Raw genomic sequence first — 12788 nt, forward strand, 5'->3', positions numbered from 1 at the left:
GTAGAATATTTATTATAGGAGGTCATAAGATGTCGATTCGACTGATTGTTCAAGATCCGGATCCGGTATTGCGCGAGCGCGCAGTAGAGGTAACCAAATTTAATGCGAATTTGCATAAATTGCTTCGCGACATGGCGGAGACGATGTACGACGCAGACGGAGTAGGTCTGGCTGCACCGCAGGTAGGTATTTCCAAACGTGTCATTGTCGTAGATGTTGGCGATGATCATGGTTTGATTGAAATGGTGAACCCAGAGATTATCGAGTCTGAAGGCGAACAGCTCGGACCTGAGGGCTGCCTCAGCATTGCCAAGATCAGCGGCGATGTCAACCGTGCACAACGCATTAAACTAAGAGGGCAGGACCGTAACGGCGCAGCGTTTGAGATGGAAGCGACTGATTTTTTGGCGCGCGCTTTTCAGCATGAGGTCGACCATTTGAATGGCGTACTGTTTACGGATATTGCGGTATCGATTTACGATACGGCGAGCCGTCCTCCACGGAATGAGAGTGAATAGATGCGGATCGTATTTATGGGAACGCCAGCGTTTGCCGTTCCGTCTTTAGAGGCTATTCTTGCCGCAGGACATACCGTAGAACTGGTGGTCACACAGCCTGATCGCCCCAAAGGCCGCAAAAAAACGTTGACGCCGCCTCCGGTTAAGGAAGCGGCTCTTCTTCGCGGCCTTCCTGTTGCACAACCGGAACGTCTGCGCGGATCCGATACCGTACAGCAAATCGCCGAGCTGCAGCCGGACCTTATTGTCACTGCTGCTTACGGACAGATCTTACCGAAAGCAGTGCTGGAAGTTCCCCGTCTAGGCTGTATTAATGTACATGGCTCCTTGCTTCCGCGTTATCGCGGCGGTGCTCCGATCCAGCGCTCCATTATCAATGGCGAGAGCGTTACAGGCGTGACCATTATGTATATGGCTGAAGGTCTGGATACAGGTGACATGATCAGCGTAGTCGAGGTACCGATAGCAGATGATGATACTTCAGGCACACTGTTCGAGAAGCTGACTGGTGCGGGTGCGAAGCTGCTGGCAGAAACATTGCCTGCCATCGAAGCGGGAACAGCGAACCGGATCGTGCAAAATCATGATGAAGCTACATACGCGCCAAACCTGTCTCGGGATGATGAGCGGATCGACTGGAGCCGTAAGGCCAGTCAGATCTATAATCAGGTCCGCGGCCTATCCCCGATGGCGGGCGGTTTTACGATATGGAATGGTGAGCCGTTCAAGGTGTGGGGCTGCCGAGTGATCCCTAACACGGACAAAGCAGCGCCGGGAACGGTGTTGCGTCTGTCTGATGAAGGGATTCTTGTTCAAACAGGCCAAGGGTCACTCTTATTGACGAATATTCAACCTGCTGGGAAGAAAGCGATGGATGCCGTGGAATGGCTGAAAGGTGCCCGAATTGAAGCAGGCACAGTGTTCGGCGGTGGCCAAGAATGAGCGGTGGACCGAACAATCGCGGCAAAGGGTCCGGAGGCGCAGCGACCGGGCAAGGCAGGAACGGTAAGATACCAAACGGCGCCGCTAGTAGTGTGAAACAGCAGCCAAGACGCAAAACAGCGCGTGAGGTTGCTCTCGATACGCTGGTGAAGGTGGCAGAAGCGGGAGCATACAGCAACTTGCAGCTCAATCGTGCGCTGCAGGATGCGCAGCTGTCACGTCAAGATGCCGGTCTGGCAACAGAGCTGGTGTATGGCACTATACAACATCAGCGTCTGCTGGATGACAGGCTGAACATTCTCGTAACGAAAGGCTTCAACAAGCTGACGCCTTGGGTACTCGTATTGCTTCGCATGAGTGCCTACCAATTGCTCCTGCTTGATCGAATACCGGCGCATGCCGCCGTGAACGAAGCGGTCTCCATTGCGAAGCGCCGAGGTCATAGCGGAATTTCGGGGATGGTCAACGGAGTGCTGCGTAATTTGGAGCGCAGCTTGTCCGAGCTGAAAGAGCCGATTGAGCATGCGAATCCGGTCAAACGGATCGGGATCACGCATTCGTACCCGGATTGGCTCGTTAAGCGCTGGATCGACAGCTACGGCGAGTCAGTAGCGGAGCAAATTTGCGCATCCGGCAATGAGCCGCCGCACAGCAGCTTGCGCGTGAATCCATTGCGTTTATCTCGTGAGAAAGCAATCAGCCTTCTAACAGGCAATGGGTATGATGCAGTTGCATCGAAGCTTGCTGATGCAGCAGTCATCGTTAACGGAGGCGGTAATCTCGCTCAGTCAGAGGGGTATCAGTCCGGACTATGGACGCTCCAAGACGAGAGCTCGATGCTGGTTGCGGAAGTGTGTGCGCCGGCGCCGGGTATGAAAGTGCTGGATTGCTGCGCAGCTCCCGGAGGGAAGACGACGCATCTGGCCGAGCTGATGGAGGATCGTGGGCAGGTGTATGCAAACGACGTTCATCCGCACAAGAAGCAGCTGATTGAAGAGCAGGCCGCTCGCCTCGGTTTGAACGCCATTGAAGCGATTACCGGTGATGCGCTGGAGCTGGCTTCGCGCTTCGAGCCGCAAAGCTTCGATCTAGTGCTGCTAGATGCACCTTGCTCAGGTTTCGGTGTCATTAGACGCAAGCCGGAAATCAAATGGACGAAGAGTGAAGCTGATGTTCACGCGATTGCAGAATTGCAGACTAATCTGCTGCAGGTGGCGGCCAAGCTCGTCAAGCCGGGCGGTACGCTGGTCTACAGTACGTGTACGATTGAGCGTGAAGAGAATGAAGGGCAGATCGAGAAGTTTCTGGCCAGTCAGCCCGATTACAAACTCGATGCCGACTGGTCAGCACATATCCTGGAGCCGCTTAAAGAAAGTCAAGTTATCGATGGGCGTTTTGGCGGCATGGTTCAACTGCTGCCGCAGCAGTTTGGCAGCGATGGATTCTTTATTGCCCGTTTGAAGCGGGTTCACTAAGCAGTTTCAAACCCTCCAAACGCTCATGACAGCATCAAGTGGCCTGTTATGGGCGTTTGTGGTAAAATAATCAGGGGCACTCTTATCAAGGGGGCTCAGCACATATTTTGATAAAAGAAACAGGTGTAAAATCGATGAAACCGTTCATCTACGACTATACGTTAGATCAATTGCAAGATTGGATGAAAGAGAATGGCGAGCCCGCTTTCCGTGGCACGCAGCTGTTTGAGTGGCTTTATGCGAAACGGGTGAAAAGCTTTGAAGAGATGAGCAATCTCTCTAAGGGGCTTCGCCAGAAGTTAGAGGAGCAATTTGCATTCGTTACGTTGACTGAGATTACGAAATTCGAGTCAAAGGACGGTACGGTGAAATTCCTCTTCGGCCTGCATGACAACCATGCAATCGAAACAGTCATTATGCGTCACAATTATGGAAACAGCATCTGTGTGACGACGCAAGTCGGCTGCCGGATCGGCTGCACGTTCTGTGCGTCCACGCTGGGCGGTCTGAAACGCAACCTTACAGCCGGCGAGATCGTGGCACAAGTGGTCGTGGCACAGCAAATGCTTGATGCGACGAATGAACGTGTATCCAGCATCGTCATCATGGGATCAGGCGAACCATTTGAGAACTATGATCCAACCATGACGTTCCTTCGTAACATGATTCATGAGAAAGGGCTGAATATCGGCCAGCGTCACATTACAGTTTCGACAAGCGGCATCGTGCCAAGCATGTATAAGTTCGCCGAAGAGAACACGCAGATCAATCTGGCGATTTCCATTCATGCGCCTAACGACAAGCTCCGCTCGAAGCTGATGCCGGTTAACCGCCGCTTCCCGTTCGAAGAAGTGATGGAAGCTTGCCGCTACTACATTGCGAAGACAGGGCGCCGGATTACGTTCGAGTATGCCTTGATCGGCAGCGTGAATGACCAAAGCGAGCATGCGCAAGAGCTGGCAGACGTACTGAAAGGCATGCTTTGCCACGTGAATTTGATTCCGGTCAATCACGTGCCGGAACGTGACTATGTGCGTACCCCGCGCGAGCAGATTTTCGAGTTCCACCGCATTCTAGAGAAGAACAATATCAATGCCACCATCCGCAGAGAACAAGGTCATGACATTGCAGCAGCTTGCGGACAACTACGTGCTAAACATATGGAGTCTACGGCGGGGTGATGAGTTGTGAAGATCGCTTATCGGAGCGATGTTGGGCGTATTCGATCAATTAATGAAGACACGGCTTGGTCGGACTCTTACGAGTTCGGCCTGACCGTGGCCATAGTTGCCGATGGCATGGGCGGTCACAAGGCAGGTGAAGTGGCCAGCCAATTGGCGGTGGATACCTTCCGGGAGGCGCTTCAGAATGTAAATTCTACGCTGTCTTTGGAAGAGCGCAAGCTGCTTATGAGCCAGGCTATTCTGCAAGCGAACGAAGTTGTTTTTGACATGGCCTCCAACAACGAGCAATTTCATAATATGGGAACCACAATCGTTGCCGCACTTATACAAGACGATAACGGAGTCATCGGCCATATCGGCGACAGCCGGGTTTATAAATGGAGAGAAGGCGTCATGACTCAGCTGACTGAGGATCATACGCTTGTTCAAGAATTGGTTAATTCGGGTCAGATCACGCTTGAAGAAGCGGCGGTCCATCCGAGAAGAAATGTAATTACACGTGCACTCGGCACAGATGAAGAGGTTGAAGTCGATATCATTTGCACGTCCTGGCGAGCCGGCGATTTGCTTATGTTATGCAGCGACGGTCTGACGACCATGGCGAGCACTTCAGCAATTATGGAGACGTTAGGGCAGGATGATCTCACCTTGGATCAAAAAGCAGATCGGCTCGTACAACTGGCGCTTGAAGCCGGCGGAGACGACAATATTACAGTAGTGCTGCTGCATCATGCCGAAGACACAGAGCTCGAGGGGTGATCGACATGATTGGACATGAATTAGGCGGAAGATATGAAATTATTACACGCATCGGCGGAGGCGGCATGGCGCTTGTATATAAAGCCCATGATATCCTGCTCAATCGTCATGTTGCGGTTAAAGTGCTGCGTCAGCAGTTCGTGCATGATGAAGAATTTATTCGTCGTTTCAGACGCGAGGCACAATCGGCAGCCTCTCTTTCGCATTCCAATGTCGTAAGCATCTATGATGTCGGACAAGAAGACGATACGCACTACATCGTGATGGAATATGTCGAAGGCAACAATTTAAACGAAATTATTAAAGAACGTGCTCCGTTGCAAACCGAGGAAGCCGTTCGGATTGCGATTCAAATTTGCGATGCACTTGAGCACGCGCATTATAATCAAATCATTCATCGTGACATCAAACCACATAATATACTTATCGGCAAGAACGGCCGCGTGAAGGTGACCGATTTCGGTATTGCGCGCGCTGTAACCTCTTCGACAATTACCCAAACAGGTTCTGTGGTGGGCTCTGTTCATTATTTCTCACCGGAGCATGCGAAGGGCGTCGTAACCGGCGAGAAGTCAGACTTGTATTCGCTTGGCATCGTGCTGTACCAGATGGTGACTGGGAAGCTGCCTTTCTTGGGTGAGAGCCCAATTAGCGTAGCGCTGAAGCATTTGCAAGAAACATTCGCCGAGCCCAAAACACTTAACCCGTACATACCGCAAAGTGTAGAGAATGTGATTTTGCGAGCGATGCGGAAGAATCCGGCTGAACGTTATGCGTCTGCCAAGGAGATGCTCAGCGATCTGGAAACTTGCTTGCAGCCAGAGCGATTGAAAGAACCGAAGATTACATTCGCAAATTCCGATTTTGACGAGACGCGTGTCATGCCTGCGATTCGCGGCAGCATTGCCGATAAGATGACGGATACGATATCGAGTGTGCGAACCGAGCAGAGCGGACCATCGGATGAGAAAGCGAAGATATCCGCAGATAAGTCGGATCAGGATCGTTGGAATTCAGATGGTCTGGAAGAATCGCCGCGCAAACGCAAATGGGTCAAGCCTGTCGTGACGGTTGCTTCAACCTTGATTATTATTGCTCTTGTTTATTGGGGAGCCATGACTGTTCTGAGTTGGTTTGATATTGAAGAGGTTGATGTGCCGTATGTGGTCAATATGACGGAGACGGAAGCCCGCACCACGCTGGAAGGTGCTGGTCTTAAAGTGGAAGAGCCCTCGATTTATACCGATAAAGAAGGGGTTCCGAAGGACGTTGTTTATGAGCAGTCGAAACCGAATCAACGAGTGAAGGTAGGCTCATTCATTAAACTGTACGTCAGCAAAGGGCCGAAGCTGGCGACAGCCGGTGATTATGCCGGCAAGTCCTATGAGGATACGGTAGCAGCGCTGGTAGCGCTTGGCGTAGCCCAAGACAGTATTACCAAGGATGAAACGTTCAGTGATGAGACCCCAGGCACGGTATTGGAACAGAGCCCTGAGGTTGGTGCCGAATTTGATCCGAAGACGGTTAAATTTAATTTAACGGTCAGCCAAGGGAAAGAAACATTCCCGATGCCGAATCTGATTAATAAGTCGGAGAAAGATGCGATCGCGATTCTGAAGTCCAAAGGTCTTAAGATTAACGAGGCCGACATCGTGCGCGAAGCAAGCTACAAAGAGAAAGGAACTGTAATCGCACAGTATCCTTTCGATCCTGAGGCGCCGGTATCCGAGGGAGCTGATATTACGCTTACGGTAAGCTCCGGATTGCCAGAAGAAGCAATCGAATACACCTTCAATATCGTCATTTCGCCGGCAGTGGCTGGCAAGACGAGCGAGATCCGTATTACCTATACGGATGCGCGCGGCGAGAATATTGAATGGGGCAAACGGAAAATTAAAGATACGCAGTCCTTCCCGGTTAAGGTCGTGCTTGACCCCAACACGGAAGCGATGGTTACCATTTATCGAGATAATCAATTTACCGATACCTTCTCCAAAACGTATGAAGATGTAAAATCAGGTGAAACTGGAGCGCCGGAAACGGTCCCAGGCACTGAAACGCCGCCGGAAGATCAGCCGGCGCAAACTGAGGAGAATCCTACCGATGGCAATACGACCACAAACGAGACCGACCAATAACAAGACCGATCAAACAGGAAGAATTGTCAAAGCATTGAGCGGTTATTATTATGTAAGACCGCTCGATGCCTCCTCTGATGTGGAGCCGATTCAGTGCAGGGCGCGCGGTATCTTCAAGAAACGCGGCGAATCACCGCTTGTCGGGGATGTCGTTGAATATGAAGAGACGGAGAACGGCGAAGGGGCCGTTAATCGAATCCTGCCGCGCAGCTCGGAACTGATAAGACCGCCTGTTGTCAATATTGATCTTGCTGTACTGGTATTCTCTGTGACGGAGCCAGTGCTGAATCTACAGCTTCTGGATAAGTTTCTTGTTCATATCGAACATGCCGGCATCCAAGCAGTGCTTTGTCTCAGCAAGCAAGATCTTGCTGAGGATGGCGAGGATTCAGAAGAAGCGCGTACGGCTATGAGCGATGTGCTTCGTATTTATCAGCCGATTGGTTATGAGGTGCTTGTGACGAGCTCAAGGCAAGGTGATGGCACTCCGGCATTGGCAGAACGTCTACAAGGCCATCTGGCGGTGTTCGCCGGTCAATCAGGTGTAGGGAAGTCCTCACTGCTTAATGCGCTCGTACCGGGCCTCACGCTCGAGACAAACGCAATCAGCAATCGCCTTGGACGTGGTAAACATACGACTCGCCATGTAGAGCTTGTCGATATCGGCGGCGGATATGTCGCTGATACACCTGGGTTTAGTCAATTGGATTTTGCCGAGCTTGGTATTGAAGAATTAGGTACTTGTTTCAGAGAAATGCACGAGCTTTCTTCGGGATGCAAATTCCGAGGCTGTACACATATTCATGAACCGGAATGTGCGGTGCTGGAAGCGCTGGGACGCGGTGAAATCGCACCTAGCCGCCACAGCAATTACGTGCTGTTCATGGAGGAAATGAAAGAGAAAAAGCGGAGGTACTGAAATGTCTATCATAGCACCATCGATATTGTCGGCTAATTTCGCGACACTTGCAGACGAAATCAAAGACGTGGAGCGTGCCGGAGCGGATTGGATTCATATTGATGTCATGGACGGCCATTTCGTCCCTACACTCACGTTCGGACCACTTGTCATAAGTGCCGTACGGCCAGCCACTAAGCTAGTTTTTGACGTACATTTGATGATCGAGCGTCCGGAGCTGCATATCGCCTCATACGTAGCTGCAGGAGCAGACCGGATAACGATACATGCCGAGGCATGCGTTCATCTTCACCGCGTTATTCACCAAATCAAAGAAGCTGGACTGCCTGTCGGTGTTGCGCTCAATCCGGCAACGCCGATTAACGTGCTGGAGAATGTGCTGGACGATCTGGATATGGTGCTGATTATGACCGTAAACCCGGGCTTTGGGGGACAGCAGTTCATTCCACAATCGCTGCACAAGATCCGTCAGCTGCGTGCACTGCTTGAATCTCGTGGGCTAGGCGACATGCCCATTCAGGTCGATGGCGGCATTAATGCAACGACTGCGAAGCTTGTCAGAGAAGCAGGCGCTGATGTATTTGTAGCCGGCAATGCCGTATTCACTGAGCAGGATCGCGGAGCGGCTATTTCAGCACTGCGTTAGGAGGACTAGAGATGCCCGATTGGTTGAAGAAAGGCCTGTTATGTACCCTCTTTAGTCTTGGCTGCGGACTGATGCTGGCGATATTTCCTAATGTAAAGACCGGCGTCAATTTTCTGTTCTCCATTCTTGCTCTTGTTATTGCCATTTTTTATTTTAAGCAGTTTACATCCTTGCGATCGCGAATCGTATTTGGTGTGATGTCGCTGCTCTTCTTTCTTATCTTTACCATTGTGATTGCCGTTGTGCTTTACGCTAGGGCGCATCCAATGACTACTACCTAGCAGCCTCTGGATGACTTCAGGTTTGGAATAGGACGATCATAGATCGCATAGGATGGTTACATGAACGAACGTTCTTGTAGCCTTTTTTATTTGTTTAAATAAGGCTGAGAGGACCGTTACGGATGTTTATTCAGCATACGAAGAACGTTTTGCTCACGCACACGACGCAAAACTCTTAGGAGGGGTGGAGCATGAAATTTTACACGATCAAGCTGCCGAAGTTTTTGGGTGGCTTCGTGAAGGCGATTCTGAATACGTTCCAGAAGAACTAGCGGCTGTCCTGGCTGCCTTGAAGTCCTAACAAAAGGAACGGTTCGACATGCAGCATCCTGAGCACAGAGCTTCAGCAAAAGGTCCCTCCTGTGCCTAGACATGCAAAAAAGCACCTGATTGAATCAGGTGCTTTTTGTCCATGGCTTAATGCCGTTATACACGAGTCACTTTGCCGGCTTTCAGAGCACGAGTGCTGACATAAACACGTTTTGGTTTACCGTTAACAAGAATTCTAACTTTCTGAACGTTAACGCCCCAAGTGCGGCGAGTTTTGTTGTTAGCGTGAGAAACATGATTGCCAACCCCTGGGCCTTTGCCCGTAATGGCACATTTGCGAGACATGGAATACACCTCCCTTGAAGATTCACTGCAAATAAACAGACTCCAATATAATAACATAACAAATCACATTCATCAAGCATTTGAAGTTTACTTGTCTGAGGTATATAAAGCGCTTAAAATGCAGAAAATGGTCGTAAAATGGGCACTGGGCTTCAAAATCGTCATTATTTATAGTACAATGTTGTTTAGTCCATAATAATAACGGTGAAGGAGTGGTTTTCCATGCCCCTGCAGATTAATTCGGATTTAGGCAATGTATTCATAACCGACCATGTTATCTCCGTTCTTGCCGGCTCAGCGGCACTGGATTGTTATGGACTGGTAGGGATGGCTTCAAGAAAGCAGCTGAAAGACGGAATTGCCGAGCTGCTTGGTCGAGATAATTTATCGCGCGGTGTTGAAGTCCACCGAGAGAACGACTACTTACACATTGATTTGTACATCATCGTTAGCTACGGCACAAAAATTTCCGAGGTCGCACATAACATTCAGTCGAAAGTGAAGTATGTGATGAACGAGGTCATCGGCGTCAAGGTAGACGTCATCAATATTTTTGTCCAAGGCGTACGGGTATCTCGGTAGGAAGGGGTAATACGTTTGATTAAACGCTTTATTAACGGCTCAGACTTTACAAGTATGGTACTGAGCGGAGCGGAAAGTTTGCAAAGAAATGTTGAGCGCATTAATGCGCTGAATGTGTTCCCGGTTCCGGACGGTGATACCGGGACGAATATGAATTTAACGATGACGTCAGGAAAACGCGAGCTTCAAAGCAAATCCTCCCCAGCAATAGGCAAAGTTGCGGAAGCGCTTTCTAAAGGGTTGCTTATGGGTGCACGCGGGAATTCCGGCGTTATTTTGTCACAGTTATTCAGGGGGTTCGCCAAAAGTATCGTCAACTTGGAGCAAATCGATCCGATTCAGTTTGCTGCTGCACTTCAGAATGGAGTAGACATGGCTTATAAGGCTGTCGTCAAGCCGGTTGAAGGGACGATTCTGACCGTTGCGAAAGATACGGCTAAACATGCGGTATCTATCGCTAAGCGCACAACAGATATGACAGAGATGATGCGTGAGGTTGTTACCAAATCGAATGAATCGCTGGCACGTACACCTGATTTGCTTCCGGTACTTAAGCAAGTAGGTGTAGTGGATTCCGGCGGTCAGGGACTTGTTTGTATTTATGAAGGGTTCCTGCGTGCATTAACTGAAAACATGGGCAGTGTGGATGAGAGTCATATGGGTTCGGAGGCAGCATCACCTGAGCTGTTCCCTTCTAGGAATTCCGTGCCTGCAGCATCGGCCGCACGTCCTAACCAAGTGTTGTCCAGTGCACAATCTCGCTTGGAAACAGAGAATATTGAATTTTTATACGATATGGAATTTTTCATTAATCGGAAGCTGGCAGGCCGTCATGCGCTGCGCTTCGATGAAGCTTTGTTCAAAGGCATGCTCAGCAGAGACGGGGATTCGATCCTTGTCATTGCGGACGACGAAATCATTAAAGTTCATGTTCATACGCGCAAGCCGGGGGATGTGCTGAACTACGCGCTGCCTTACGGTGAGCTGACTGAAATTCATATTCTTAACATGCGTGAGCAGCATCGCGAGCTTCTTCAAGAAGAAGCCGCGCATCTGAACAGCAGCACGACATCCGCTCCAGCAGTTCACGAAGATCCGCTGAAGGAAACGGCGATCGTAGAGGAAGCGGCGCTTGGGCTAGCTGTTTCGGAAGTGTTGACAGGCACGCCTGCAGCGTCCATTACAGCGGAATCGGCTCATGAGTGGGCATCATTCGGCATCATTGCAGTGGCCATGGGCGAAGGGATCGCATCGATCTTCATGGATAATAACGTCGATATCGTGCTTTCCGGCGGACAATCGATGAATCCATCGACAGAGGATTTCGTCAATGCGATCGAATCACTGTCGGCTGAGCATATTTATCTGCTGCCGAATAACGGCAACATCATCTTGGCTGCGCAGCAAGCTGCAGAGCTGTGTGAACGAAATGTAACCGTTATACAAACGAAGAATATCCCGCAGGGACTTGCAGCTGTACTGGTCTTCAAGGAAGACGGGACTGCTGAAGAGAACACGGAAGCGATGAGCGAGGCTGCGAAGCAAGTGCGTTCAGGACAAGTGACGAATGCAGTAAGGAATACTTCGATTGACGGCATTACCATTCATGAAGGCGATTATATTGGCATCATGGAGAAGTCCATTGTGACCGCTTCCCCAAGCTTGCAAGAAACCTGCAGGGAGCTGCTTGCCAGAATGCTGGAAGACGGCGGCGAGCTTGTTACGATTCTCACTGGCGATCAAGCAGACGCGGCTGTAACAGCGGAATTCGTACAATGGGCAACCGAGACCTTTGCACATGCAGAGCTTGAAGTACATGAAGGCGGACAACCGCTTTATCCATATCTATTTGCAGTGGAATAGGGGGTGCTGGGATGGGTGCAATCAAGATCATAACGGACAGTACGGCGGATATTCCAAAGCGTGTCCGTGAGCAGCATAATATCGAGATGGTCCCGCTTAAGGTGCTCTTCGGCGAGGACACGTATCTCGATGCAGTCACCATCACGAACAATCAATTTTATGAGCGATTGGCCAAAGCGACTCTGCTGCCAACCACTTCACAGCCCTCACCGGTAGAGTTTATGGAAACCTACGAGCGTGTGCTCGCTACAGGAAAGGACACCTCTATTATCTCCATTCATCTGTCCTCTGCACTAAGCGGCACTTATCAATCGGCGGTTCTGGGCTCTAACTTACTTGAAGTGCCCGGCGATATTACGGTGATCGATTCCAAATCCGCGTCGTATGGCATCGGGCTGTTGGCTGTTAAAGCGGCCGAGATGGCCGCAGCGGGTGAAACCAAAGAAGCCATCGTGACCAAAGTGGAAAACATGATTCAAGATCGTCGTATGTATTTCTTGCTTGATACGCTCGAGTATTTGCAGAAAGGTGGTCGAATTGGCAAAGCAGCAGCTTTGTTTGGTTCGATCCTCAACATAAAGCCAATCCTGACGATTGACAGCGAAGGCGAAGTCATGGCGGTAGATAAGGTGCGCGGGACGAAGAAAGCGATGCAGCGCATTATCGACCTGTTTAAGAAAGACTTCGGCGATGATCCTATTGAAATGACAGTCGGGTGGACACATAAGAACGAGCTGGCGCTGGAGCTGGCAGCTCTGGCGCAAGGACAGCTGAACATACGCAGCATCAGGCAAACAGAGATCGGCTCGGTTATTGGAACACATGCCGGTCCCGGTGCCGCTGCATTGTTTATTACACGGGTGTGA

At 50.4% G+C, this 12788-nt stretch carries 14 protein-coding genes; 13 read left to right on the forward strand and 1 reads right to left on the reverse strand.

The genetic code is table 11. From position 1 onward, the window contains the following. The first annotated feature begins 29 nt into the window (after window positions 1-29). The 10 genes from def to spoVM all read left to right on the forward strand — a co-directional run bounded on the left by def (window position 30) and on the right by spoVM (window position 9134). The gene (gene def / locus BLW29_RS08635) at window positions 30-518 is read left to right on the forward strand and encodes a peptide deformylase (protein ID WP_090978251.1); all 489 of its coding nucleotides are present in this window, start codon (window positions 30-32) and stop codon (window positions 516-518) included. Next, a complete protein-coding gene (fmt, locus tag BLW29_RS08640; protein WP_090978253.1) occupies window positions 519-1460 on the forward strand; it encodes a methionyl-tRNA formyltransferase in 942 nt (313 codons plus the stop codon). It begins immediately after the preceding gene. Continuing rightward, entirely contained in the window at window positions 1457-2935 is a 1479-nt protein-coding gene (gene rsmB / locus BLW29_RS08645; protein WP_090978255.1) for a 16S rRNA (cytosine(967)-C(5))-methyltransferase RsmB, read from the forward strand. Before fmt ends, rsmB begins: the two co-directional genes overlap by 4 nt. Window positions 2936-3069: 134 nt before the next feature. Beyond that, window positions 3070-4116 (forward strand): dual-specificity RNA methyltransferase RlmN, encoded by a 1047-nt coding sequence (rlmN, locus tag BLW29_RS08650; RefSeq protein WP_090978471.1) that lies wholly within the window; start codon window positions 3070-3072, stop codon window positions 4114-4116. Between the two features lie 6 nt (window positions 4117-4122). Further along, window positions 4123-4878, forward strand: a complete 756-nt coding sequence (locus BLW29_RS08655; RefSeq protein ID WP_090978257.1) for a Stp1/IreP family PP2C-type Ser/Thr phosphatase — start codon at window positions 4123-4125, stop codon at window positions 4876-4878. Window positions 4879-4883: 5 nt separating this feature from the next. Further along, a complete protein-coding gene (pknB, locus tag BLW29_RS08660; protein WP_090978259.1) occupies window positions 4884-7016 on the forward strand; it encodes a Stk1 family PASTA domain-containing Ser/Thr kinase in 2133 nt (710 codons plus the stop codon). Further along, on the forward strand, window positions 6982-7935 hold the full coding sequence (rsgA, locus tag BLW29_RS08665; protein ID WP_090978261.1) for a ribosome small subunit-dependent GTPase A: 954 nt from the start codon (window positions 6982-6984) through the stop codon (window positions 7933-7935). Before pknB ends, rsgA begins: the two co-directional genes overlap by 35 nt. Before the next feature lies 1 nt (window position 7936). After that, on the forward strand, window positions 7937-8581 hold the full coding sequence (rpe, locus tag BLW29_RS08670; protein WP_090978263.1) for a ribulose-phosphate 3-epimerase: 645 nt from the start codon (window positions 7937-7939) through the stop codon (window positions 8579-8581). A gap of 11 nt (window positions 8582-8592) precedes the next feature. Further along, the gene (locus tag BLW29_RS08675; RefSeq protein ID WP_090978265.1) at window positions 8593-8862 is read left to right on the forward strand and encodes a hypothetical protein; all 270 of its coding nucleotides are present in this window, start codon (window positions 8593-8595) and stop codon (window positions 8860-8862) included. A 191-nt stretch (window positions 8863-9053) separates the two neighbouring features. Then, on the forward strand, window positions 9054-9134 hold the full coding sequence (gene spoVM, locus BLW29_RS08680) for a stage V sporulation protein SpoVM (protein ID WP_010345573.1): 81 nt from the start codon (window positions 9054-9056) through the stop codon (window positions 9132-9134). 154 nt (window positions 9135-9288) lie between these two features. On the opposite strand, the gene rpmB is transcribed toward spoVM, so the two are convergent. Next, on the reverse strand, window positions 9289-9477 hold the full coding sequence (gene rpmB / locus BLW29_RS08685; protein WP_090978267.1) for a 50S ribosomal protein L28: 189 nt from the start codon (window positions 9475-9477) through the stop codon (window positions 9289-9291). A 222-nt stretch (window positions 9478-9699) separates the two neighbouring features. On the opposite strand from rpmB, the gene BLW29_RS08690 reads away from it, so the two are divergent. The 3 genes from BLW29_RS08690 to BLW29_RS08700 are packed head-to-tail and all read left to right on the forward strand — an operon-like array spanning window position 9700 to window position 12788. Then, window positions 9700-10059 carry an Asp23/Gls24 family envelope stress response protein gene (locus BLW29_RS08690; RefSeq protein ID WP_090978269.1) on the forward strand — a complete coding sequence of 120 codons (360 nt, stop codon included), beginning with the start codon at window positions 9700-9702 and terminating at the stop codon, window positions 10057-10059. A gap of 54 nt (window positions 10060-10113) precedes the next feature. Then, on the forward strand, window positions 10114-11922 hold the full coding sequence (locus tag BLW29_RS08695; protein WP_090978474.1) for a DAK2 domain-containing protein: 1809 nt from the start codon (window positions 10114-10116) through the stop codon (window positions 11920-11922). 11 nt (window positions 11923-11933) lie between these two features. Further along, a complete protein-coding gene (locus BLW29_RS08700) occupies window positions 11934-12788 on the forward strand; it encodes a DegV family protein (protein WP_090978271.1) in 855 nt (284 codons plus the stop codon).

This window comes from Paenibacillus sp. CF384 (genome assembly GCF_900106745.1).
In the GTDB taxonomy this organism is placed as follows: domain Bacteria; phylum Bacillota; class Bacilli; order Paenibacillales; family Paenibacillaceae; genus Paenibacillus_Z.